This window comes from Curtobacterium sp. VKM Ac-2861 (assembly GCF_013204965.1).
GTDB lineage: Bacteria > Actinomycetota > Actinomycetes > Actinomycetales > Microbacteriaceae > Curtobacterium.
This window is the reverse complement of the sequence record NZ_JABMLA010000001.1, coordinates 361,422-385,137: the sequence shown is the minus strand read 5'-3', so window position 1 is coordinate 385,137 and position 23,716 is coordinate 361,422. Positions and strand designations below refer to the sequence as shown.

Here is a 23,716-nt window from a genome sequence, read left to right as displayed (position 1 = left end):
TCCCAGGCTAGTGGTCCCGCGGCGTGCGCGGGGCCGTGCGACGCGTCAGTGGTCCGTCACCGTGCCGTCACCGGTGCGTCACTGGTCGTCGGCGTCCCACTTCTCGTTGTTCGCCGCGATCCGGTCGAGCGCGTGCTGCGCTTCCTCGCGCGTGTCGAACGGGCCGATGCGGTCACGCTGCGGGGACTGCGGACCCTGCTCGACCTGACCGGTCTTGTCGTTGAACCACCACTGGGACTCGATGCGTTCGTCGCTCATGCCGCCCACCGTACCCAGGTGACGGCCTGGAGGCCCGGTGCCGGCCCGGCGGACCGGCACCGGGCCTCCAGGCGGTCACGCCCACCCCGTCGGGCCGCACCGGAGGGCGGTCACGCCCACACCGTCGGGCCGCACCGTAGGGCGGTTGCGCTCGGCGCGTCGCGCCGCGGCTAGAGTGGTCGGCATGCCCCGGGACGAACACGGACACCTGACCGCCGGCCGCGTCTCCCCGCTCCGGACCGTCCCGAAGGACATCGAACGCCCGGAGTACGTCGGCAAGGTCGAACCGCACGAGCACGGCCTCGGTGACACGTACTCCCCCGACGAGGTCGAGCGCATCCGCACCGCCGGCCGCATCGCGTCCCAGGCCATCGACGCCGTCGGCGCGGCGATCCGTCCCGGCGTGACCACCGACGAACTCGACCGCATCGGCCACGACTTCGTCGTCGCACACGGCGCCTACCCGTCGACGCTCGGGTACCGCGGCTACCCGAAGTCACTGTGCTCGAGCCTCAACGAGGTCATCTGCCACGGCATCCCCGACGACACCGTCCTGCAGGAGGGCGACCTCGTCAACATCGACATCACCGCCTACAAGGACGGGATGCACGGCGACACGAACCGCACGTTCATCGTCGGACAGGCGTCGCAGGAGGTGTCGGACCTGGTGACGCGGACCGAAGAGGCGCTCCGACGCGGCATCAAGGCCGTGGCCCCCGGCCGGCAGGTGAACGTCATCGACCGCGCCATCGAGGCGTACGCGAAGCGCTTCGGCTACGGCGTCGTCCGCGACTACACCGGCCACGGCGTCGGTCGTGCCTTCCACTCCGGCCTGATCATCCCGCACTACGACGCGCCGCAGTACGACGACGTCATCGAGCAGGGCATGGTGTTCACCATCGAGCCCATGTTGACCCTCGGCGGGATCGAGGCCGACATCTGGTCCGACGACTGGACGGTCTCGACGCGCGACAAGTCGTGGACCGCGCAGTTCGAGCACACCCTCGTCGTCACCGAACGCGGCGCGGAGCTCCTCACCGTCTCCTGACCGGATCCGTCTCCCTGACGGGACCCTCTTCCTGACCGGGCACTCCGGCAGGCAACCGAAAGGCACGACAACCTCATGACCTCCCTCGCAGTCGGCGTCGACATCGGTGGTACGGGCATCAAGGGCGCGATCGTCGACGTCGCGTCCGGTGAACTGACCACGGACCGCATCAAGAAGGCCACCCCGGAGGGCGGGAAGCCCCACGACATCACCGCCGTCGTCGCCTCGATCCTCGACGAGCTCGCCCCCGCGGCCGACGTCCCCGTCGGCGTGTGCTTCCCCGCGATCGTGCGGGACGGCAAGACCATGTCTGCTGCGAACGTCTCGAAGAAGTGGATCGGCTTCGAGGCCGAAGCGCTGTTCGAGAAGGAGCTCGGCCGCGCGATCCACTTCGTCAACGACGCCGACGCCGCCGGGTTCGCCGAGCAGCAGTTCGGCGCGGCGAAGGGCAAGGACGGCCTGGTGATCGTCACGACGCTCGGCACCGGGATCGGCAGCGCACTCATCAACGACGGTGTGCTCATCGTGAACTCGGAGCTCGGACACCTGGAGATCGACGGGCACGACGCCGAGTCGCGCGCGTCCTTCGCTGCCAAGGAGCGCGACGACCTGTCGTGGAAGCACTGGGCGAAGCGCCTGCAGACCTACTACTCGACGCTCGAGGCCCTGCTCTCCCCCGAGCTCTTCGTCGTCGGCGGCGGCGTGTCGAAGCAGTACGAGGAGTTCCTGCCGCTGCTCGACCTGCAGGCGGAGATCATCCCCGCGACGCTGCGCAACAACGCCGGCATCATCGGCGCCGCGACCCTGGCTGCCCGGAGCGCCTGACCCGGCGATCGGTCGGACGGTCGAGCCCGCTCACACCGGCCCGCACCGTGCGGCGTGGGAGTCGTTCGGTGCGGTTCGACGCGCCCGGCCGCTGGCGCCGAGGTTCCACGACTCGCCGTATGCGGTGCGCCGAGGTTCCACGGAGCCCCCTCGTGCGCGCCGACATGCCGAGATCTCGGAACCTCGGGGCACGGGCGGGGGCGCGGGCCGGCACGGGCACGGGCACGGGCACGGGGCCGGCACGGGCACGGGCACGGGGCCGGCACGGGCACGGGCGCGGGGCCGGTAGACTCGGACCTGCGAATGGGTCGGTGAGACGGTCGCGTCACTCCCCCGGGAGTGCCGAGGAACGTCCGGGCTCCACAGAGCAGGGCGGTGGGTAACACCCACCCGGAGCAATCCGCGAGACAGTGCCACAGAAAGCAGACCGCCGGCGGCAACGTCGGTAAGGGTGAAACGGTGGTGTAAGAGACCACCAGGGGTCCGGGTGACCGGATCCGCTCGGTAAACCTCGCCCGGAGCAAGGTCAGACAGAGGACGCTGAGGCTGCTCGCCGAGTCCTCGGGTAGACCGCTGGAGGCCGACGGCAACGTCGGTCCGAGAGAGATGGCCGTCACCGCCGTGCAAGCGGCGGGACAGAACCCGGCGTACGGCCGGCCCATTCGCCCCACTTCCACGAGACCCGTGCTCGACGCACGGTGCGGCGCTCGCGATCCCGTGCGAGGTTGCACGCTCGGTGCAGCGCCACAATGCCGCACCGAGCGTGCAACCTCGCACCAGGCGACGGACCCCGCACCGTGCGCCCCCGCGCCGCCACACCCCGTGCCGCCACATCCCGCACCGCGCACCACAGACGGGAGGCGCGGTGCCAGCTGGCTCCGCGCCTGCCGCCGGCAGCGTGCGAGCGCCTACAGCCCGGACTCGGCCGTCCGCACCAGGATCGCGTCGCTGTCCGGGCACAGCACCACGTCGTCCGGCGCGGCCCGGCGGATGTCCTGCAGGTCGGAGTTGTTCAGCGCCACGCCCGACGCCGTCGACACCCCACCCTGCAGCAGCGACGCACCGAAGCCGTAGCGGGCCCGCTGCCGGTCGTAGAGCGCGAGCAGCTCGGCCGGCACCTTCGCGGCGACGTCGGCCCGGGCCTGCTCGGCAGAGGCACGGTCGGACGACAGCCGCGCGATCTCGGCGTCACGCTCGGCGACCAGGCCGGAGCGGGCGGCCTCGACGTCGGCGAGCTGCGCCTCGATGTCGCCGACCCGGGCGCGGAGGCCGTCGAGGTTCTCCATGACCTCGAGCTCGGCGGTCTCGAGGCCACCGATGCGGCGCTGGAGCGACTCGAGCTCGTTCTGGAGCCCGGCCGCGTCCTTCGAGTTCGACACGTTCTGCAGCATCGTGGTGTCGCGCTCGACGCGGGCCTGCGCGGTGGCGGTGTCGGACTCGAGGCGGGCGAGTTCGCGTTCGGCGTCCTCGACCAGGCCGGTGGCGGCGACGAGTTCGCTGCGCAGCCCGGCGGCCTTGGTGCCGAGTCCGGTGAGCTGGTCGCCCTTCTGCAGCGACGTGATGCGGTGCGCGATGCGGGTGACGTCGTTGTCGAGTCGTTGGACGTCGAGGAGGATGACCTGGTCCTCGGGTGCTGCCTTCATGGTCAGACTCCTTCAGTGGGGGTGGTGGGTTCGGCCGCCGGCAGGACGGCGAAGTCCCACGGGTCGGTGCGGAGGTCGCTCACGGTGACCCGGACGCCCGCGGTCTGGCGCAGTTGCGCGGCCGCGACGTCGAGCCAGAGCCACTCGGTGGCCCAGTGCGAGGTGTCGATGAGGGCGGGACCGCCGCCGAGCAGCGCCTGTTCGCGGAACTCGGACGCCGGGTGGTGGCGGAGGTCGCTCGTGATGTACACGTCGGCAGCGAGGACGGCCGGGTGGCCGAGCAGCGAGTCCCCCGCGCCGGCGCACAGTGCCACGGTGCGGACGGGCTGGTCGAAGTCGCCGGACACCCGGACCCCGGTCGCGGTGGGCGGCAGCAGGTCGACGAGCTTCCGTGCCAGGGCGCCGAGGGTCGTGCCCTCGGCGAGGACCCCGACGCGGCCGATGCCCGTCGCGTCGTCGGTGCCGGCGTCGAGCGGTCGCTGGTCGGTCAGGCCGATCCGGTCGGCGAGCACGGCCGAGGTCCCCGTGGTGACGACGTCGGCGTTGGTGTGGGCCGCGATCAGGGCGCTGCCACCGCGCACGAGGGTCGCGAGGACGCTGCCCTTGTACGTCGACTCGGCGATCGTCGTCACGCCGCGCAGGAGCAACGGGTGGTGCGTGAGCAGGAGCCCGGCACCGAGCTCGACCGCTTCACGTGCGGTCGCGGGGACGGCGTCGACGGCCAGGTGGACGTGCTCGACGGTGGCGTCCGGGTCGCCGGCGACCAGTCCGACGGCGTCCCACGACTCGGCTCCTGCGGCGGGCCACAGGTCTTCGATCACGGCCTGGAGTTCGCGGAGCGTCGGCATCCGGTCAGTCTACCGAGGCGACCGCGTCGGCACCGGCAGCCGGTCCGCGCGGGGTGATCCGGGCCTCCCGGTCAGCGGCGACCGAGCGCACGGAGCAGGCCGGCGACGAGTCGCGACCACCAGCCGGGCCGGGCCGGCTCGTCGGTGCCGGTTTCGGTGCCGGTTTCGGTGTCGACGCTCGCCGGGGCGGCCGTCTCGACGACGGGTACGGCGATCACGTCCGGCAGCACGACGGGCGTGCTCGCGGTCGTGCCCTGGTGGGCGGTGAGGGCGGCCGCGAACGCGGCACGGTCGATGACCGTCGGCCCGGTGGCGGGCTGGACGAGCGGCGTGGGTCGCGTGTTCGCGGACACCGGCGACACGGCCGGGAGGCCCAGCACCGGTCGCACGGGCTCGTCGCGTTCCGGGGCGACCAGCGCCACGGCCGGGGTCGCCGTGACGACGTCGGCTGCCGGTGCGGCTGCTGCCGCCGGTGCGGGGCGGACCACGGCCACCGCGGGAGCGGGGGCAACGCCGGTCACGACGGCGACCGGAGCGGTCGCGGCACGGCGGGCGGCTGCACGGTCGCGACGGTCCGACTCGGCGGCGGCGTCCTCGAGCAGGTCCGCGAAGACGGTCTGGGCGAAGGCGCGGGCTGCGGTGACCTCCGGGTCGTCCGCGCCGTCGACGGTGGCCTCCCAGGCGGCGAGGCGGGCGAGGTCCTCGTCGCGGCGACGGACCTCGTCCTCGAGCAGGACGATCCGCTCGATGGTGCTGCGACCGGTGGACGACGAGACCTGGATCGCGAGGTCCTCGATGCGCAGGGCGAGGCGCTCCGGCGGTTCGGGGAACGACGGTGCGCAGACGGCGGCGTGCCGGGCGCGGTCGCGGCGGAACGCGGGGGCTGCGGGCGCAGTGCTGGCTTCGGGCGCGGTGCTGGCTTCAGGCGCGGTGCTGGCTTCAGGCGCGGCGACTGCTGCAGCCGCGGTGCTGGGGTCCGGCGTCTGGACGGCGGTGGCGTCGGCCACGGCGCCGGGGCGCTGCACCGGGCCGGTGACGGGCGGGACCACGAGGTCCGCCACGTACGGCGTGCGCGTCGCCGGGGCGTCGCGGAGCCACTCCTCGACCTCGCGACCGAACGGGTCGACGAGGGGGGTGCGTGCACCGGACTGGGTCTCCATGTCCGAAGGATAAATATCGCACGCGCCGAAACTCGGGACATCCGCGGTGTGTCGCAGCAATCCCTGCCATATCGCCCCGAACGTGAACGGCGTGTCGCCCGTCGCCCCGGGGTCGGGTCAGAGCGTCTGCTCGAACGCGCCGAGGAGCTCCCGACCGGCGGGCCAGGCGCCGACACCGCTGGCGACGTTGACGTGGCCGAGCGGGCCGACCCGGAGCACCGCGGCCCCCATCGTCTCCGCGAACGCCAGAGCACGGTCGGCGGTGCAGTACGGGTCGTCGTCGCTCACCACCAGGCGGGTCGGAACGCGGGCCGCTGCGGTGCCGACCGGGATCGGGCGGGGCGCGGGGAACCCGGAGGCGGCCGCGGGGAAGCCCGGTGCCGCGGGGTCCGGCGGCGCGACGAGGAAGGCGCCGGCGACGGTGGGACCGGCGGCGGCTGCGGCGCCCGCGGCGGCTGCGGCGGCTGCGGCATCTGCGGCGTCTGCGGCGTCTGCGGCGTCTGCGGCGAGCCAGTCGGCGACGGCGAGCACGCCCAGGCTGTGCGCGACGAGCACCGGCGGTTCGGCGCACGACGCGACCGCGCGGGAGATGGCCTCTCGCCAGTCCCCCGGGTCCGGCTCACCCCAGGACGCCGGTGCGATGCGGACGGCGTCGTCGCCACGCTCCCGCTGCCAGACGGACTGCCAGTGCTCCGCGTCGGAGTTCCAGATCCCGGGCACGATCACCCACGGTCGAGGTCTGCTCACCCGGGCAGCGTAGCGAACCCCGGACGGACCTAGCGCTGCAGTGTGTCGCGCGGGTACTCGGAGAAGCGCGCTGCGTACGCCGCCGAGAACCGACCGAGGTGCGCGAAGCCCCACCGCATCGCCACGCTCGCCACGGTCAGGTCGCCCGTCGAAGCACGGCGGAGCTCCTCGCGCACCCGGTCGAGACGGATCCCGCGGAGCATCGCGTTCGGGGCCGTGCCGACCTGCCGCTGGAACGCCTGCTGCAGGCCGCGGACGCTCAGCCCGACGTGCTCGGCGACGTCGGTGGTCGAGATCGGCGTGTGCGCGAAGGCGTGCATGTACTCGACGGCCTCGCGGACACGGCCCGTGGCGCCCTGCGGCAGGGGGACGTCCGGGGCCAGCAGCTTGTGCGGGAACGTCCGGAGCAGGGACCGGGCAGTGTCCCGCGCGACCTCGGCCAGGGCGAGCGAACTGACCGACGCCCGACCGAGCACGACCGCCGCGGCACGCTGGACCTGCACGTTCCAGCCCCGCAGCTCGGCCGTGCGCGGCGTCGCCGTGTGGTCGAAGACGAGCGGACCCGGCTGCGCACCGTGGACCTCGGCCGCGACGCGCTCCAGGGCGGTGCGGTCGAACTGCACCAGGCTCTGTCGGACGTCCTGCAGGTCGAAGGCGAAGGGACGGCCGGTCGGGAACATCATCGGGGTGGCGGGCGTGAACGCGACCTCTTGCCGGCCGATGTCGACGCGCCCGCCGCCGTCCGTGATCCACATGACGACGTACTCGTCGCGGACGTCCAGCTCACCCTGCATCCGCGCGTCGAACCGGGTCGACCGGAACGACATCACGTCGTCGCCGACGACGCGGAAACGGTACGCGAACGGACGCTCCGTGCGGGTCGCGGTGAAGCCCACACTGGCGTAGGCGTCCTCGTACATGTGCACGGCAGCGTCGAGATCGGCCCCCGACGTCTCGAAGCTGATCCTGGGATCCGGTTCGGCTGTCATCGCGCGAATCGTGACACGGCGGCCAGGAACCCCGGGAATCCCCCGCGGCACCTTGCGGATTGTGGCCCACGGAGTGCGCGAGACGGACGAAGCGACGGGTCACGTGGTGGCGGTCAGTGACGGGCGCGCAGGACCGTCCACCGGTTCTCGTCGGCGATCCGCTCGTACCGCAGGTCGTCCACGACCATCCGGACCAGGGCGAGTCCGCGACCGCTCTCGGCGAGTCCGTCGGGCAACTCGGCCGACTCGGTGTCCACGGTGGCGGCGACGCCGTCATCGGAGAGCAGTGCGGCGAACCGGTCCGCTCCGATCTCGAGGCGCAGACGGCAGGAGACGCCCTCCGGGCGTGTCCCGTGCTCGATCACGTTCGAGGTGAGTTCGACGATCGCGAGCTCGAGGGCCATCCGGTCCTCGACGGAGACCGAGGGTTCGTGCTGCCACACGCCCGCCAGGAACTCGTGCACGGCGGACACGTCGTCCGGCGGGCACGACAACGCGAGCGTGTGCTCGGCGGCCGAGGCGGTCATCACCAGTCGGTGACCGCAGCGTCCCCGTCGGGGTACGTGCGGAGGATCTTGTCGATGTTGGAGAGCTGCAGGACCATCTGCACCTGCTCGGACGGCGCTGCGATGCGGAGGTCGCCGCCCGCCTGCCGCGCGGTCTTCAGGCTGCCGACCAGCGCGCCGAGCCCGGACGAGTCCATGAACTCGACACCGGAGAGCTCGACCACGACGCGGGCACGTCCGTTGTCGACGACCTTCGCGACCGCCTCGCGGAACTCGGGGGCGGACACCATGTTGAGGCGCCCGCTGCACTCGAGTACCGCGGTGTCGGGCTGCGCTTCGTGTACGACGATGTCCATGCCGGGTGGTCTCCTCTGATCGGTGCGCCTTGCAACCAGCAACCTACCGGCTCCGCCGCGTCAGGTCCCGCTGCGGTCCCGACGCGTCGCGGTGACCTGCACCACGACGGCTGCGGCCATGAGTGCCGCCATGACCCCGCCCATCGCCAGCGCGGTCCCGCCCAGCGCGCCGGCGAGCGGTGTCCCGAGGCCGCCGATCCCGAACGTCAGGCCGCCCTGCAGGGCCGCGGCCGTCCCCGGGTGCGCCGCCCCGACGTGCTGCGTCCGGGTCATCGCCGCGGGCAGCACGAAGCCCCACGCACCCGTGACGACCGCGAGGGCGCACCAGACCGGCACCGGACCGAGGTCGAGCAGCGCCGAGACGAGGACCGCCGCCGCGCCCGCGGTGCCGACGAGCAGTCCGACGGTGAGCAGGGAGTCCTCGGAGAACCGTCCGACGACCCGGCCGAACACCAGCGTGGTGACGATCATCATCGAGGCGTTCGTGGCGAAGACCAGCGTGTACATGCCCTCGGAGAACCCGAACTGGGTCTGGAACACGAACGAGCTGGTCGCGATGTACGCGAAGAACCCCACGGTGGACAGCACCCCGCTCAGCACGTAGGCCCGGAACCGCGGGATCGCCAGCAGTTCGCGGATGCGTCGACCGTTCGCGGCGAAGCCCACGCCCCCGCGTCGCTCCGGCGGCAGGGTCTCGCGGAACCGCAGCACCACCATCGCGAAGAACAGCGCGCCGAGCACCGCGAGCACGACGAACATGATCCGCCACGTGCCGAACGTCAGCACGGCGCCTCCGGCCAGCGGTGCCACGACGGGGCCGATGGCGTTGATCGCGGCGAGCGTGCCGAAGACCTTCGCCATCCGCGTCCCGCTCGCCACGTCCGACACCATCGCCCGGCCGGCGACCGCTCCGGCCGCTCCGCCGAGCCCCTGGGCGATCCGGGCGAGGACGAACGTGACGACGTCCGGCGCGAGGGCGCACCCGACCGAGGCGAGCGCGAACACCGCGGTGCCGACGACGAGCATCGGCCGCCGGCCGATCCCGTCGCTGACGGGTCCGACGAGCAACTGCCCGACCGCGAAGGCGACGAGGAACGCCGTGAGCGACAGCTGCACGGCACCGGGGGTCGTGCCGAGGTCGTGGGCGATCTGCGGGAGCGCCGGGATGTACATGTCGGTGGCGAACGGCGACACCCCGACGATCAGGGCCAGCGGCACGATCGGCGGCAGGGTGGTCGTGGTCGGTTTCCGGGTGCGCTCCGTCGTCACGACCGACACGCTACGCGCACCCGAATCGATTCGACGGGGGTACGGCGCGCCGCTCACCTCCGCCGAGCGGTCGCGAACCGTCGCGCGGCGACCGGGCAGCCGACGTCGCGTGACCGCTCGGCGGTGCAGCCCTGGACGTGCGCGGCGCCGGACGGGAGGCCCGGGACAGCGCCGCCACGGGCCTCCCGTCCGCCACCGCGAGCGGTCACGGCGCGCCGCTCACGTCCGCCGAGTGGTCGCGAACCGTCGCGCGGCGACGACGGAGCCGACGGTTCGTGACCACTCGACGGTGCGGGGCTGCCGGCGTCAGCCGGTGTTCTGCAGGCCGGCGGCGATCCCGTTCACGGTGAGCAGGAGCAGACGGTGGTCGGCGTCCGTCGGGTCGGTGCTGCCCGTCGTCCGGATGGACCGGAGCGCGCGGAGCTGCAGGTGCGACAGGGCGTCGACGTAGGGGCTGCGCAGGCGCACGGCCCGAGCCAGGACCGGACGGTCCTCGAGCACGTCGCTGCCACCCGAGATCCGGAGCACCCAGTCACGGGTCCGCGTCATCTCGTCGAGCACCTTGGCGGCGAGGTCGTCGCGGTCCGCGAGCTCGAGGTACCGGCGGGCGATGTGCTCGTCGGTCTTCGCGAGCGACATCTCGACGTTCTTGATCATCGCGCCGAACAGCGGCCACTCGGCGTAGGCGGCACGCAGGACGTCGACGTCACCGACCGCCTCGAGCGCGGAGCCGAGCCCGTACCAACCGGCCAGGTTGATCCGCGCCTGGGTCCACGAGAACACCCACGGGATCGCCCGGAGGTCCTCGAGCGACTCGACCGACAGCCCGCGGCGGGCCGGGCGGGAGCCGAGCGGGAGCAGCCCGATCTCCTCCATCGGGGTGACCCGTGCGAACCACGGAGCGAACCCGTCCGCCTTGACCAGCTCGTAGAACGCGACGCGCGAGACGTCGTCCAGCTGCTGCGCGAGGTCGGCGAACCGGGTGGCCGCAGCGGCCGTGCGCGCCTCGTTGGACGGCGATGACGCGAACAGGGTGGCCGAGGCCATCTGCTCGAGGTGACGGGCCGCGATGTCCTGGTCGCCGTACTGCGCGAAGATGACCTCGCCCTGCTCGGTGAGCTTCAGGCGACCGTCGATCGATCCCGGCGGCTGCGCGAGGACGGCCTCGTTGGCCGGCCCGCCGCCGCGGCCGAGCGAACCGCCGCGGCCGTGGAACAGGGTGAGCTCGACCTCGTTGTCCCGCGCCCAGTCGGCGATGCGCGCCTGGGCGTCGTAGAGCGCCAGGTTCGCGGAGACCGGACCGACGTCCTTCGACGAGTCCGAGTAGCCGAGCATGACCTCGAGCCGACGGCCGGTCGCGGCCAGACGACGCTGGAACGTCTCGGTGCGGACGGCCTCGTCGAGGATGTCGACGCTGGCGTGCAGGTCGGCGAAGGTCTCGAACAGCGGGATGACGTCGAGCACCGGCGCGGCCTCGGGCGAGCCGAGTGCGGCGACGGCGAGTTCGTGCACGTTCGCCAGGTCCGCCGCCGACTGCGTGAAGGACACGATGTACCGACTGGCGGCACGGACCCCGTAGCGGTCCTGCAGGTCGGCGATGGTCCGGAAGACCGCGAGGACCTCTTCGGTGGTCTCGCTCAGCGCGCCGCCGGCCCGGATCTCCGCCAGGGCCGTGCGGTGCACCTGCGAGTGCTGCCGGACCTCGAGCTCGGCCAGGTGGAACCCGAAGGTCTCGACCTGCCAGATGAGGTTCTGCAGCTCACCGTTCGCCGGCCGGATCGCGCCGGCGGCGACGAGCGACGCCTGGATCGTCCGGAGGTCGGCGAGCAGGGCGTCCGGGCCGTCGTACGCGAGCGGCGTCGTGCCCTGGCGGGTGGCGTCGATGCGCGCGGCGGTGAACAGGAGCGCGCGGCGGTGGGTCTCGTTCGGGGCGCGGACGCCGATGCGCTCGGCGATGCCCGGGTCGAGTGACTCCTGCGCCGCCACGAGCGCGGTAAGCCCGGCGTCGGCCGGGGTGTCGCTCGCGTCGAGGGTCAGGGCGCTGCCGATGCGGGTGGTGGCACGGGTGAGCCCGATCAGGATGTGCTCGGCCGCGATCTCCGCAGCCTGGCGCGTGATGTCGGCGGTCACGTGCGGGTTGCCGTCGCGGTCGCCACCGATCCAGGTGCCGAACCGCACGAACGCGGGCGCCGTCACCGGTGCGCGCCCGGCGTCGTCGCCCTGCAGCCGGTCGTCGAGCAGCCGGTACACCTGCGGGACGATCTCGAACAGCGTCTGGTCGAAGACGCTCATGGCGGTGCGGACCTCGTCGAGCGGGGTCGGGCGGGTCGTGCGGAGCGGCGAGGTGCGCAGGAGCGTCGTGATCTCCTCGAGCAGCCGTCGCTCGTTCTCGGCACGTGCCGTGGCGTTCTTCGAGCGGTCGCGCTCGTCGATGAGGTCCGTGATGCGACGCACGCCCGTGGTGACCGCACGACGGCGGGCCTCGGTCGGGTGTGCGGTCAGCACCGGGTGGAACCGCAGCGTCCGGAGTCGCTCGGCCGCCTCGGCCTCGCCGACCTCGGCCACGAGTTCCGCGTAGGTCGCGGGGAACGAGTCACCGGCCAGGCCGCCGTCGTCGCCGCGCTGCCGGAGCACCCGCACGCGGTGGTGCTCCTCGGCCAGGTTCGTGAGGTGGAAGTACGTCGTGAAGGCCTGCGCCACCGCTTCGGCACGCTCGGCCGACATCGCGGACACGAGGGTCTGCGCGCGGGCAGCACCCTCCGCGTGGTCGCCCTCGTAGGCGTCGATCACGGCCGCACGCAGCGACTCCACGTCACGCAGCAGCTCGTCGCCACCGTTCTCGCGCAGCACCCGGCCGAGCAGGTTGCCGAGGTAGCGCACGTCGGCGCGCAGGTCACTGTCGACCGCGCCGCTGACGTCGTCCCGAGCGCGCTCATGGCGCGCCGATCCGTCGATCGCCGTCATGGGGTCCTTTCGGGGTCGTCCGGGAACACCGTCCCGGCTCCGAGCAGCGTATCGGCCCTCGGCCACCCGTGACGTCGACCGTCCGGACGGACCAGCGGGCAGGGCACCCGGAACGCGCACGCGCGCGCAGCGCGGGCCTGCAGGAGGGACGCCGGGATCGCGACGCGTGGCGGGAGCACCCCTGCAGTTGCGACGCGGTCCGCGATCCCGGCGGGTCTGTGGTCGGCGCGGATCGGCTCGGTTCAGCTCGGATCAGCGCGGATCGGCGCGGTTCAGCTCGGTTCGGCGAGCTGGGCCTGCGCGGCGGAGTGGACCTCGACGATCTGCACCCGCGCCGAGCGGCGGTCGGTCAGCGGCGACGTCCAGGGCACGATGACCTGTTCCTCGTCGCCGTCGTCGAGCCGGGCGAGCCAGACACCGGCGATCGCGTCGATCTCGGTCATCGTCGCGGCCACCGCGGTCGCGGCCCCGTTCGCGCGGACGATCGCCAGGTTGTCGACCGCGTGGTCGGCGTTCATGTGCCGGAGGACCGCTCGGCGCGCCTCGTCGTCGAAGGGCTCGGTCACGCGGTCACCGCCACGTCGCCGGCTCCGTCGGTCACCGGGCGACGCCGGGCATCGAGCCCCTCGAGCAGGCCGTTGTTGAGCGAGTACGCCAGTTCGACCTCGGCGATGACCCGCTCCTGCTCCTCGGCCGTCCACGGTGCCGCGTCGAGCTGCGCACGGTAGGTGTCCTTGAAGGCACTCGGGTCCGCGACCTGGTCGAAGATGTAGAACAGGACGCCGTTCGTGTCGAAGCCGAACTGGTCGGAGAGCATCCGACCGATCATCTGCCCGCCGGACAGATCGCCGAGGTACCGCGTGTAGTGGTGCGCGACGAAGCCGCCCGGCCACTCGGCCGCGACCTCGTTGAGTCGCCGCACGTACGCCGTCGTGGCGGGGAGCGGGCAGACCAGCTCGGACCAGTCCGGGCCGATCAGGTACTCGAGGTCGGCGCGGATGGCCGGCATCCGGGTGAGCTGCGAGGTGACGAACGGTGCCGCCACCGGGTGGTCCGCCATCCGTTCGGCTGCACGTTCGAGGGCGTCGTAGACGAACGAGTACTGTCCGAGCAACGCCGCGTAGTCGGCGACGTCGCACTTCCCGCCGAGCAGGTCGTGCATGAAGCCGTTCCCGGCCGAGGAACCGTGCGAGCGACGCGTGCGCTTGCGCAGCAGCTCGGAGAACGGGATGACGGTCGTGTCCATGAGGTAAGGCTAACCTTAGTTCGACAAACGTCAAGCAGGAGAGAGGACGCTCGTACCGATGAGCTCCAAGCCCAAACGCCCCCAGCACGTCTTCGTCGTCGACCGGACCGAGCGACTGTCGCCCCACATGGTGCGCGTCCACCTCGGTGGCCCGGCCTTCGACGACTTCGTGGGCACGGCCGACCCGGACAAGCTGGCCGCCACCGACAAGTACGTCAAGCTCCTGCTCGCCAAGCCGTCGCTCGGCCTCGAGCCCCCGTACGACCTCGAGGAACTGCGCGAGACGCTGCCGAAGCAGGACCGACCGGCCCGCCGGACCTACACGGTGCGGGCCGTCGACCACTCGGCGAAGACGATCGCCGTCGACTTCGTCGTGCACGGCGACGACGGGCTCGCCGGGCCCTGGGCCGCAGCGGCGCAGCCGGGCGACAGGCTCGCGCTGTCCGGTCCCGGCGGTGGCTACGCGCCCGCCGACGACCCGGACGTCACCCACGTCCTGCTCGGCGACGACAGTGCCCTGCCGGCCATCGGCGCCGCGCTGGAGTCGATGTCCGACACGGCCACGGGCGTCGCCCTGGTCGAGGTCGCCGGCCCTGCCGACGAGCAGGAGATCGCGCACCCGGCCGGGGTCGACCTGCGGTGGCTGCACCGCGACGCCACCGGCGCCCAGCCGGGCACGCTCCTGCTGGACGCGGCCCGGGCGCTGCCCCCTGCCTCCCGGCCGGTCCAGGTGTTCGCACACGGCGAGCGGACCGCGATGAAGGCGATCCGTCGGCTGCTGCAGGACGACTGGGGGCTGGAGAAGCGCGAGATGTCGCTGTCGGCCTACTGGGCGCTCGGCCGCGGTGAGGACCAGTTCCAGGAGGAGAAGCGCGAGCCGGTCGGCGTGATCTTCACCGACTGACGGGTCTCGGCCTGCACGGTTCTTCCCAGAGCGGTTGCGGTGGGAAGCGGGAACGGGCGTACCTGGTCGTCCCAACCGACCAGGTACGCCCGTTCCCGGCAGGGACGCACCGGTCCGGCACGGGTGCGCCCGGTCCCGGCAGGTACGCCCGGTCCCGGCAGGTACGCCCGGTTCTTCCCAGAGCGGTTGCGGTGGGAAGCGGGAACGGGCGTACCTGGTCGTCCCAACCGACCAGGTACGCCCGTTTCCGGCAGGTACGCACCGGTCCGGCACGGGTGCGCCCGGTTTCGGCAGGGACGCCCGGTTCTTCCCAGAGCGGTTGCGGTGGGAAGCGGGAACGGGCGTACCTGGTCGTTCCAACCGACCAGGTACGCCCGTTCCCGGCAGGTACGCACCGGTCCGGCACGGGTGCGCGGGTGCGCAGGGCTGCCGGGAGGCCCGGGGCACGTCGGTGGGTCCGGTTAGCGTTCCGGGCATGGTCACCTCGTCGTGCTGCGTGCCGGGTTGCGCAGGTCCCGCTGCGGACGCGCTCGCGGGCGTGCCCCTGTGCGCGACGCACGTCACGCTGGTGACCGAGTTCGCGGCCGAGCACGTCGGCGTCGAGGACACCCTGCCAGGCCCGTGCCCGGTGTGCGGATCCCGTGTCGGGGTGCGGTTCCCGACGGCGTTCGTCTGCGCACGGTGCGAGTGGCAGTGGGGCGACGTGCCCGACGGCGACCTCGCTCCCCCGCGGGTCGACGTCGTGTACTACCTGCGGATGCGCGACGACTTCGGCGACCGGGTGAAGATCGGCACCACGATGAACCCGAGGCAGCGGCTGGCCGCGATCCCGCACCAGGACCTCCTGGCGTTCGAGCGGGGCGACCGGTCACTCGAACGTCGGCGGCACGCGCAGTTCGCGGCCACCCGGTACCCCGGCACCGAGTGGTTCCGGGCGACACCGGAGCTGCTCGCGCACGTCGACGCCGTCGCCGCCGGTGTGGACGACCCGTGGGACCTGCACGCCCGGTGGACGAGCGAGGCACTCGCCCTGCGCGGCTGACCGAGCGGACCGGAACGCGTCCGCGCCAGCGGCCCGCCCACGCCGGCAGCCCGCCCACGTCGGCGGCCCGCCCAGGCCGGTCAGGCCGCGCGGAGCATCCGGTCGGCGGTGCGCAGGGACAGCGCCATGATCGTCAGCGCCGGGTTCGCGATGACGGCGCTCGGGAACACCGAGTTGTCGGCGATCCACAGATTCGGGACGTCCCACGAGCGGCCGTCCGGGTCGACGACCGAGGTCTCGCGGTCCGCGCCCATGCGGGCCGTGCCGATGGTGTGTGCGGTGCGCTCGAGGACCCGGACGTCCTTGCCGCCGGCGGCCTCGACGATGGTCGTCATGGTGCGGACCGCGTGGCGGCGGATCGCGTCCTCGTTCGCGCCCGGGGTGAACGAGACCCGGGCGCGTGGCACGCCGTGCTCGTCGACCTCGTCCGCGAGGACCAGCCGGTTGTCGTCGTAGGGCAGGCACTCGGCGTTGATGCCGACGCCCGCGGAGTGCGGGTAGTCCTGCAGCGCCCGCACGAGCTCCGCGCCGCGCAGGCCGCCGCCCCGGATGAGCGTGTTGGCGAAGGTCTGCGGCTGCACGCCGAGGCTCTGGATCAGGTACCCGCCGGCGAAGTCCGCGTCGGCGGGGCGGACGAAGTCCTCGGTGATGATCGACGACGGGTAGCCACGGTAGGAGCGCATCGACTCGTCGAACCGTGCCCAGACCTGGGTGGCGCCGTGCGCGGTGAAGTTCCGGCCGACCTGGCCGTTGCCGTTCGCGAGCCCGGTGTGCAGCAGCAGGCGCGGGGTCTCGATGCCGCCGGCGGCGAGCACGAGGGCCCGGCATCGCTGCCGGTGTTCGCGGCCGTCGTGGGTGTACAGCACGGCGCTGACCTCGCCGGAAGCATCGAGCTCGATGCCGTGCACGAACGAGTCCGGCCGGATCTCGGCGCCGAACGCCACCGCGGCGGGCAGGTAGGTGGTGTCCATCGAGACCTTCGCGCCGTTGCGGCAGCCCTGGTGGCACGAGCCGCAGGAGACGCATGCGTGCCGCAGGCCGTGGTGCTCCTGGTGGCGGTCCTCGGTGGTCAGCCCGACGGGGGCGTCGGTCGCCGTGATGCCGGCGGCCGCTGCCCCGCGCATCATCATGTCCGACGAGGCGTTGCGCGCCGGCGGACGCATCCGGTAGCGGCGCGACGGGTCCCACGGGTAGTGCTCGGGGCCGGCGACCCCGACGTCGTGTTCGACCTGCTCGATCCACCCGGTGAGCTCGGCGTGGCTGATCGGCCAGTCCTCGCCGACACCGGACGCGGAGCGGAGCGACAGGTCGTGCGTGCTCGGACGCGGGGTGAACGCGCCCCAGTGCAGCGTCGAACCACCGACTCCGGTGCCGCTGTTGTTCGGGCCGAACGCCGTCGGTGCGCCGCCGCCACTCAGCCGCTCGTCCATCCAGTTGATGTCCCCGGGGGCGGCGACCTCGTCGGGCACGTGCTCGCCCGGCTCGGTGTTGCGACCGGCCTCGAGGGCGACGACCCGCAGGCCACGTCGGGCCAGGGAGGCCAGCAGGGGCGCTCCGCCGGCTCCGGTGCCGACGACCACCACGTCGACGACGTCGTCCGTGCCGTAGGTGCGCTGTCCGTCGAGTCTCATCGTGCTGCTTCCGTCGTCGTGGTGCCGTCGTGCGTGCTGTCGTGGGTGCCGTCGTGCGTGTCGTCGCGGGTGCGCTCGCGGCGGTCGGGTGCCGCTGGCTCCCAGGCCTCGCGCTGGTCGGCGGCGAGCAACTGGAAGCCCTGCTTGCGGACGCCGTCGCCCCCGTTCGCGAAGCCGTCGAAGTCGATGGCCGCCATCGTCGCGGGGTGCGCGAGCCAGTGCTTCACGAGGTCGACGCTGGCGTCCTCGTACCAAGCGCGCAGCTGTGCTGCATCCATCACGGCATCGGGCACACCGTCGGCGCCGTACCGACCGGCGGCCACGTCCTGCAGGGCACTGTCCAGCGCGCCGTCCTGCGCCGGCCCGGCGAGCACGTCGAGCGCTGCCCGGTACGCCTCGAGGTCGGTGGGCATGCCGTCGACCCGCCATCCGTCACCGAGCCCCGCGGCGAGCTGGTCGTCGACGCGCAGGGCGAGGTCCACCTGACCGTCGCCGGGCTGCGGCACGACGATGCGCGCGATCGCACGGAGGGTGTCGAGTTGCCGAGCAGTGAGCGCTCGCGGTTCGGCGGTCGGGTCGTCGGGCAGCGCCCGGGCCGCCAACAGGGAGCGCATGCGCGCGCTGACCCGCGGCGAGGCGATCACCCGTGCCTGCTCGACGGGCACGACGGGCGCCCCGGTGAACCGGCGGGTCCAGAAGTCGCGGATGCGGTCCGCCACCGCCTCGGGCTGCTCCCACGGCAGCAGGTGGGCAGCACCCTCGACGACGTGGAGCTCCGAGTCGGGCCAGTGCGGCAGCGTCAGGCGCCGCTGTGCCTCGGCGTCGAGGTCGCCGTCCTCGGCACCGGCGAGCACGAGTGCCGGCACGGGGTTCGTGGCCGCGTCGGACCAGTCCTCGCGGCTGCCGCGCGTGAGCCACGCCGTCCACGCACCGGGATCGGCGCGCTCGACGTCCTGCACGGCCGTCGTGTGTCGCTCGGGCGACAGGGTGGACGCGGTGTTCCCGTCGACGAACTCGGCGGCGTGGGCCGCGCTGATCGGGCCGTCCGCCGCCCAGGACAGCATCGCCGCGCGGCGGTCGTCGTCCATCGGTTCGGGCGCCAGCGGCGAGGCCGCGAGCAGCACCACGGCGCGCAACCCGAACAGGCCGTTCGCGCCGGACATCGTGCGGTCGGCGACGACCGTGGCGACCTTGCCCCCCATGGAGTGACCGACCAGTACCCACCCGCTCGCGCCGCTGGCGCCGATCGCGCGCTCGACGAGGACGGCCATCTCCTCGACGGTGGTGCCGGACGACGCCGGGCTGCGGCCGAAGCCGGGCAGGTCGATCCCGATGAGTTCGAGGTCGTCGCGGATCAGGGCGCGGCGGAGCAGGGCGAACTCCTCGGAGCTCGCCCCCAACGCGTGGAGGCAGAACGCAGGGGTCACTCCTCTTGCCTACCGGTCGCTCCGCGGCGGACCCAGGCGGGGTGTACCCCGTCGGCCGGTCTTGTCCCCCGATCGGTCACCGTGCGTACGCGTCCACGAAGAGATCGCCGCGGATCTCCCGCAGGGTGTCGGCGAGCCGATCGACGGTCCGGCCGGAGATGCCGGACACCTGCAGGTCGTACGGACCGAGCGCCGGCAGGCGTCCGGTGCGGATGCGCACGACCTCCCAGCCGACGGCGCGGACGGCGCGGTCCTTCCTGCGGTCGGTGTCCTGCCGCGGGCCGACGTGCTCGAGGCCGTGGCGGCCGGTCGAGTCGTACTCGATCGCGACGCGGAGCTCGGGCAGGATGATGTCCGGCCAGACCTCGACGTGGTCGAAGAACGGCCGGTCGAGGCGGATCGCGGAGTGGTCGTAGGTGAACGCGAACCGGTCGGACAGCGCCGCGCGGAGCTCGGCCTCGACCGCGGACGCCGTCGCCGGGGCGCAGACGCTCGTGAAGGACTCGCCCGAGGGCAGCCGCGGGGTCTTCGGGCAGACCGTGCGGGGCACCGGCTGACTCGGACGTCGCGGCGTGCCCGGTGCCGGTCGACGTGCGCGGGTGCGGCTCGAGGCGACGACACCCGCCGGGGTGCCGCGGGAGGGCGCGGCCGGCAGGGTCTGGCGACCGGTGGCCCGGACGACACGCTGCGGGACCGGTACCTGCGACGGCCAGTCGGACGGCAGGACCGGCCAGCGCTGGGGCTGCGCCTGCACCGCGCACTCCGGGCACCACACCGAGCGCCGGCGTTCACGACCCGGTCGGGACCGCTGTTCGGACGGCGTGGCGACGAAGACGTGGCCGACGTCGCACTCCCACGTCAGCAGGACCTCGGCCGCCGGCGGGACCTGGGTCAGGACGACGCCGTGGTTCCAGTCCGGGTGGTACTGCCGGATGAGCACCGGGTACGGCGCCCAGTCGGCGCGGAACTGACCGACGGCGTACGGCACCGCCTCGCCGCGCGACCACTGTCGGCGGCGCCACCACGCGTCGACGGGTTCGGCCACGTCCACACGCTAGGCACCGCCACCGACACTGCGGGAAACCGGGGTGCACTCAGCCCGCGAGGGCCTGCTTCGCGTACGCGACGAGCGCGTTCGCGTGGCCGTGGCCGAGCCCGTGCTCGGTCTTCAGCCAGGCGACGACCTGCATGTGCGGGTGGTCGTCGAGCTGCTCGGCGACCAGGTCGAGCCACTCCTGGACCGGGCGGCCGTACGTCTGCTCGATGCTCGGGAAGTACGACGCCGGCCCCTTCGCCGTGCTGCCGTCCGCCGGGGGCGCTGGAGCGGTCACGCGGTGCGCTGTCATGGCAGAACAGTACTGCGCACCCGGCGTCACGGAACGTCATGCGCGCGGCGACTGTGACGCAGCGTTCCGCCCCGTAGCGGTGTGTTGCACGGTGCGTTGTCCAGGCACCGCGACCCTTCTACGGTCGCGACATGACCGACACCAGAACGGGACTGCCCCGCGACGCGACCAGCGCCGTCGCCGGCACCGACGGGGTCGACGCGACCGGCGTCGACCACGCGGCCGGAGCGCCGGACGCACCACGGGCCTCCCGGCCGACCGTCGCGAGCGACCCGACCGTCGCGAGCGACGCAACCGACGCGAGCGACCCGACCGACACGTCCGTCGACGCCGCCGGACGCGCCGCGCTCGACCGACCCGTCCTCCCGCTGCGGCACCCGCTGCGCTGGATCGCCGCGGCCGTCGTGCTGGTCGTGCTCCTGAACTTCGTCGAGACGCTGTTCACGAACGAGTCGTGGGGCTGGCCGGCCGTCGGGAAGTGGTTGTTCAGCCCGGCGATCCTGACCGGCCTGCAGCTCACACTCGTCGCGACGGCGCTGAGCGCGGTCATCAGCTTCACCGGCGGCATCGTCGTCGCGATCGCCCGGCTCTCGCGCAACCCGGTGCTGTCCGGGTTGGCGTGGGGCTACGTCTGGCTGTTCCGCTCCGTGCCGCTCATCCTCGTGCTCGTCTTCCTGTACAACCTCGGGTCGCTGTACCCGACGATCGGCATCGGGATCCCGTTCGGGCCGCAGGTCGAGGTCACCACGACCAACGTCCTCGGCGACCTGGCCATCGGGGTGATCGGCCTGAGCCTGAGTGAGATCGCCTACGCCTCCGAGATCGTCCGCGCCGGCGTGCTCGCCGTCGACCACGGCCAGCACGAGGCCGCGCAGGCCCTCGGACTCCCCCGACGACGCCAGTTCGTGCGGGTGATCCTGCCGCAGGCACTGCGGTCGATCGTGCCGGCGTTCGTGAACCAGGTCGTCGGGCTGCTCAAGGCGTCGTCGCTGCTGTTCTACGTGTCGCTGCTCGACCTGTTCGGGGTGGTGCAGAACCTGTCGAGCACCTACCCGACCGACATCATCCCGCTGCTCGTGGTCGCGACGCTCTGGTACCTCGCGCTCACCAGCGCGGTGTCGGTCGTGCAGTACTACGTCGAGCGGTGGACCGCCCGCGGCTCGGTGCGGGCGTTGCCGCCCACGCCGTTCCAGCGGGTGCGGGCCGCCGTGCGTCGCGGTTCCGGACGTGGGTCGGGACGGCCTGGAGGCCCGGATCGCCCCCGGCAGGCCACCTCCGCCGCGCGCGTGGTCGCGTCCGGCCCCGCTTCCACCATCGACGACAGGACCATCTGATGAGCGCAGCGATCAGCATCCACGGAGCCGTCAAGGCGTTCGGTGACACGGTCGTCGTCGACGGCGTCGACCTGTCGTTGCCGTCCGGGAGTGTCACCGTGGTGCTCGGCCCGTCGGGGTCCGGCAAGTCCACGCTGCTGCGTGCGATCAACCACCTCGAACCGCTCGACCGCGGCGTCGTCACGGTCGGCGGCGAGACGATCGGCGTCCGGCTCCGGACCGGGCGCGATGGGGTCCCCCGCTACAAGGAGCTGCCCGAGCGCCTGATCCTGCGGCAGCGGTCGCGGATCGGTTTCGTGTTCCAGCACTTCAACCTGTTCCCGCACCTGACCGCACTCGAGAACGTGGCCGAGGGGCCCATCGCCGCCGGGGTCCCCCGTGCCGTGGCGCGCGACCGTGCGGCGGCTCTGCTCGAGCGCGTCGGACTCGGTGACCGTGGCGACACCCGGCCGCGGCAGCTCTCCGGCGGGCAGCAGCAGCGCGTGGCCATCGCGCGGGCGCTGGCGCTCGAACCGTCGGTCGTGCTGCTCGACGAACCGACCTCGGCACTCGACCCGGAGCTCGTCGGCGAGGTGCTCGGGGTCATCCGGGGGTTGGCGGACACGGGCACCACGCTCGTCATCGTCACGCACGAGATCGCCTTCGCCCGCGAGGTCGCCGACCACGTCGTGTTCCTCGACCACGGCCGCATCGTCGAGCAGGGCTCCCCCGCCCAGGTGCTCGACGATCCGCAGCACGCTCGCACGCGGGACTTCCTGTCCCGCGTCCGCTGACGCCGTCCCCTCGACGTTCCTTCTTCCCCTTCCACCTTCCCCTTCCACCCGATCCCAGGAGAACCATGTCCCCCACCACCCCCGCACGCTGGCGGAACCGCGCCGGCGCCCTCGTCCTCGCCACCGGAGTCGTCGTCGCCCTCGCCGGGTGCGCCACGTCGGCGACGGCCGGCTCCGGCTCGGGCTCCGGCGCGTCGGACGGCACGGTCACGATCGGCGCCGCGTCGAACGGTGCCGCCACCGAGACGAAGGTCACCGTCGACGCGGACGAGAAGCTGCACGACGAACTCCCCGCGTCGATCAAGAAGTCCGGCAAGCTCGTCGTCGGCATCGGTGCGCTGCCCGCCGGGTTCCCGCCGCTCGCGTTCACCGGCGACGACCAGAAGACGCTGACCGGCTCCGAGCCGGACCTCGGCAGGCTCGTCGCCGCGAAGCTCGGCCTCGAGGCCCAGGTGCAGAACGCCACGTGGGACAACCTGTTCGTCGGGATCGACGGCGGCAAGTACGACGCCGGGTTCTCGAACATCACGGTGACCGAGCAGCGCAAGGAGAAGTACGACTTCGCCTCGTACCGCCAGGACAACCTCGCGCTGCAGGTGCCGGAGGACTCCTCGTTGACGTTCGACGGCGACCCGTCCGTGCTCGCCGGCAAGACCGTCGCCGTCAGTTCCGGCACCAACCAGGAACTCATCCTGCTCGGCTGGAAGGCCGACCTCGCGAAGCAGGGCAAGACGATCACGATCAAGTACTACCCGGACGGCAACGCCGTGAAGCTGGCACTCGACTCCGGCAAGATCGACGCGTACTTCGGGCCGAACCCGACGGTCGCGTACCAGAACACGTTGAGCGCGGACGGCGCGAACCCGACGAAGACGGCCGGCACGTTCTCCGGCGCGGGCGGGGACCTGCAGGGGCTCATCGCGGCGACGACGAAGAAGGACAGTGGGCTCGCCGAGCCCATCGCGGACGCCATCGACGAGCTGATCGACGACGGCACGTACGCGAAGTGGCTGGGGTCGTACAACCTGTCGAACGAGGCCGTGGAGCACTCCGAGGTCAACCCCGAGGGGCTGCCGCTCGACGCGAGCTGAGCCGGGTTCGTCGGGTCCGAACGACTCGGAACGACTCCCTCGATGTCGCACGACGTCGAGGGAGTCGTTCTGTGCGCGCGCGGGTGGTCGGCGCCGATGCGGAACGACATCGTCGACGTCGCACGACGACCACGATGTCGCTCGTTGCGCGCGCATCGTCCGACATTCCACGAGGTGATCGACGCGTGCATCGTCGGAACATGCACACGCACTCGATGCTTGTGCATAGGACGACGATCCACCTGGCGATCAACGGGTGGATCGTCGGAACATGCACACGCACCGGCCGCACGCGCACCGACCCCGAAC

At 72.6% G+C, this 23,716-nt stretch carries 23 protein-coding genes and 1 other RNA gene; 8 read left to right on the top strand and 16 right to left on the bottom strand.

Features of this window, described 5'->3' with window-relative positions; genetic code table 11:
* Positions 1-78 precede the first annotated feature (78 nt).
* Positions 79-258 carry an SPOR domain-containing protein gene (locus HQQ88_RS01745; RefSeq protein WP_111087009.1) on the bottom strand — a complete coding sequence of 60 codons (180 nt, stop codon included), beginning with the start codon at positions 256-258 and terminating at the stop codon, positions 79-81.
* A gap of 184 nt (positions 259-442) precedes the next feature.
* On the opposite strand from HQQ88_RS01745, the gene map reads away from it, so the two are divergent.
* The 3 genes from map to rnpB all read left to right on the top strand — a co-directional run bounded on the left by map (position 443) and on the right by rnpB (position 2,796).
* Positions 443-1,306 carry a type I methionyl aminopeptidase gene (gene map, locus HQQ88_RS01740; RefSeq protein ID WP_173168470.1) on the top strand — a complete coding sequence of 288 codons (864 nt, stop codon included), beginning with the start codon at positions 443-445 and terminating at the stop codon, positions 1,304-1,306.
* 75 nt (positions 1,307-1,381) lie between these two features.
* Positions 1,382-2,131: a polyphosphate--glucose phosphotransferase gene (gene ppgK, locus HQQ88_RS01735; RefSeq protein WP_111087008.1), complete on the top strand. Its 750-nt coding sequence runs from the start codon at positions 1,382-1,384 to the stop codon at positions 2,129-2,131.
* A 304-nt stretch (positions 2,132-2,435) separates the two neighbouring features.
* An RNA gene (gene rnpB, locus HQQ88_RS01730) (RNase P RNA component class A) lies at positions 2,436-2,796 on the top strand.
* A 243-nt stretch (positions 2,797-3,039) separates the two neighbouring features.
* Here rnpB and HQQ88_RS01725 read toward each other — a convergent pair.
* From HQQ88_RS01725 to HQQ88_RS01675, 11 genes are all read right to left on the bottom strand, one after another.
* The gene (locus HQQ88_RS01725) at positions 3,040-3,774 is read right to left on the bottom strand and encodes a zinc ribbon domain-containing protein (RefSeq protein ID WP_123292667.1); all 735 of its coding nucleotides are present in this window, start codon (positions 3,772-3,774) and stop codon (positions 3,040-3,042) included.
* A 2-nt stretch (positions 3,775-3,776) separates the two neighbouring features.
* Entirely contained in the window at positions 3,777-4,622 is an 846-nt protein-coding gene (locus HQQ88_RS01720; RefSeq protein WP_173168469.1) for a Nif3-like dinuclear metal center hexameric protein, read from the bottom strand.
* Between the two features lie 71 nt (positions 4,623-4,693).
* Positions 4,694-5,782 (bottom strand): hypothetical protein, encoded by a 1,089-nt coding sequence (locus tag HQQ88_RS01715; protein ID WP_173168468.1) that lies wholly within the window; start codon positions 5,780-5,782, stop codon positions 4,694-4,696.
* A gap of 117 nt (positions 5,783-5,899) precedes the next feature.
* Positions 5,900-6,529 carry an alpha/beta hydrolase gene (locus tag HQQ88_RS01710; protein WP_173168467.1) on the bottom strand — a complete coding sequence of 210 codons (630 nt, stop codon included), beginning with the start codon at positions 6,527-6,529 and terminating at the stop codon, positions 5,900-5,902.
* 29 nt (positions 6,530-6,558) lie between these two features.
* The gene (locus HQQ88_RS01705) at positions 6,559-7,518 is read right to left on the bottom strand and encodes an AraC family transcriptional regulator (RefSeq protein ID WP_173168466.1); all 960 of its coding nucleotides are present in this window, start codon (positions 7,516-7,518) and stop codon (positions 6,559-6,561) included.
* Positions 7,519-7,631: 113 nt separating this feature from the next.
* A complete protein-coding gene (locus tag HQQ88_RS01700) occupies positions 7,632-8,045 on the bottom strand; it encodes an ATP-binding protein (RefSeq protein ID WP_111085614.1) in 414 nt (137 codons plus the stop codon).
* Entirely contained in the window at positions 8,045-8,380 is a 336-nt protein-coding gene (locus HQQ88_RS01695) for an STAS domain-containing protein (RefSeq protein ID WP_123292661.1), read from the bottom strand. Before HQQ88_RS01695 ends, HQQ88_RS01700 begins: the two co-directional genes overlap by 1 nt.
* A 60-nt stretch (positions 8,381-8,440) precedes the next feature.
* Positions 8,441-9,649, bottom strand: coding sequence for a multidrug effflux MFS transporter (locus HQQ88_RS01690; RefSeq protein WP_367916964.1), 1,209 nt, complete (start codon positions 9,647-9,649; stop codon positions 8,441-8,443).
* Positions 9,650-9,955: 306 nt separating this feature from the next.
* On the bottom strand, positions 9,956-12,613 hold the full coding sequence (locus HQQ88_RS01685) for a phosphoenolpyruvate carboxylase (RefSeq protein WP_123340498.1): 2,658 nt from the start codon (positions 12,611-12,613) through the stop codon (positions 9,956-9,958).
* Between the two features lie 272 nt (positions 12,614-12,885).
* On the bottom strand, positions 12,886-13,179 hold the full coding sequence (locus HQQ88_RS01680; RefSeq protein ID WP_367916963.1) for a DUF2470 domain-containing protein: 294 nt from the start codon (positions 13,177-13,179) through the stop codon (positions 12,886-12,888).
* Positions 13,176-13,859 carry a heme oxygenase (biliverdin-producing) gene (locus HQQ88_RS01675; protein ID WP_131920346.1) on the bottom strand — a complete coding sequence of 228 codons (684 nt, stop codon included), beginning with the start codon at positions 13,857-13,859 and terminating at the stop codon, positions 13,176-13,178. Before HQQ88_RS01675 ends, HQQ88_RS01680 begins: the two co-directional genes overlap by 4 nt.
* A 58-nt stretch (positions 13,860-13,917) precedes the next feature.
* Here HQQ88_RS01675 and HQQ88_RS01670 point away from each other — a divergent pair, with 58 nt between their 5' ends.
* Together HQQ88_RS01670 and HQQ88_RS01665 are read left to right on the top strand one after the other, a co-directional pair.
* Complete coding sequence (locus tag HQQ88_RS01670; RefSeq protein WP_173168464.1) at positions 13,918-14,763, top strand: siderophore-interacting protein; 846 nt, start codon at positions 13,918-13,920, stop codon at positions 14,761-14,763.
* A 475-nt stretch (positions 14,764-15,238) separates the two neighbouring features.
* Positions 15,239-15,805 carry a GIY-YIG nuclease family protein gene (locus HQQ88_RS01665; RefSeq protein ID WP_173168463.1) on the top strand — a complete coding sequence of 189 codons (567 nt, stop codon included), beginning with the start codon at positions 15,239-15,241 and terminating at the stop codon, positions 15,803-15,805.
* Positions 15,806-15,885: 80 nt separating this feature from the next.
* Here the strand turns inward: HQQ88_RS01665 and HQQ88_RS01660 are convergent, their stop codons facing one another.
* The 4 genes from HQQ88_RS01660 to HQQ88_RS01645 all read right to left on the bottom strand — a co-directional run bounded on the left by HQQ88_RS01660 (position 15,886) and on the right by HQQ88_RS01645 (position 20,209).
* On the bottom strand, positions 15,886-17,436 hold the full coding sequence (locus tag HQQ88_RS01660) for a GMC family oxidoreductase (protein ID WP_173168462.1): 1,551 nt from the start codon (positions 17,434-17,436) through the stop codon (positions 15,886-15,888).
* Positions 17,433-18,863 (bottom strand): alpha/beta fold hydrolase, encoded by a 1,431-nt coding sequence (locus HQQ88_RS01655; RefSeq protein WP_173168461.1) that lies wholly within the window; start codon positions 18,861-18,863, stop codon positions 17,433-17,435. The genes HQQ88_RS01660 and HQQ88_RS01655 overlap by 4 nt, the downstream gene beginning before the upstream one ends.
* 76 nt (positions 18,864-18,939) lie before the next feature.
* Entirely contained in the window at positions 18,940-19,908 is a 969-nt protein-coding gene (locus HQQ88_RS01650; RefSeq protein ID WP_173168460.1) for a hypothetical protein, read from the bottom strand.
* Positions 19,909-19,957: 49 nt separating this feature from the next.
* Entirely contained in the window at positions 19,958-20,209 is a 252-nt protein-coding gene (locus tag HQQ88_RS01645) for a DUF4287 domain-containing protein (protein ID WP_173168459.1), read from the bottom strand.
* A 131-nt stretch (positions 20,210-20,340) separates the two neighbouring features.
* On the opposite strand from HQQ88_RS01645, the gene HQQ88_RS01640 reads away from it, so the two are divergent.
* The 3 genes from HQQ88_RS01640 (at position 20,341) to HQQ88_RS01630 (ending at position 23,407) form a co-directional block, all read left to right on the top strand.
* Positions 20,341-21,543: an amino acid ABC transporter permease gene (locus HQQ88_RS01640; protein ID WP_254066821.1), complete on the top strand. Its 1,203-nt coding sequence runs from the start codon at positions 20,341-20,343 to the stop codon at positions 21,541-21,543.
* On the top strand, positions 21,543-22,316 hold the full coding sequence (locus tag HQQ88_RS01635) for an amino acid ABC transporter ATP-binding protein (protein ID WP_123292652.1): 774 nt from the start codon (positions 21,543-21,545) through the stop codon (positions 22,314-22,316). The genes HQQ88_RS01640 and HQQ88_RS01635 overlap by 1 nt, the downstream gene beginning before the upstream one ends.
* Positions 22,317-22,381: 65 nt before the next feature.
* A complete protein-coding gene (locus HQQ88_RS01630; RefSeq protein ID WP_173168458.1) occupies positions 22,382-23,407 on the top strand; it encodes a transporter substrate-binding domain-containing protein in 1,026 nt (341 codons plus the stop codon).
* Positions 23,408-23,716 lie beyond the last annotated feature (309 nt).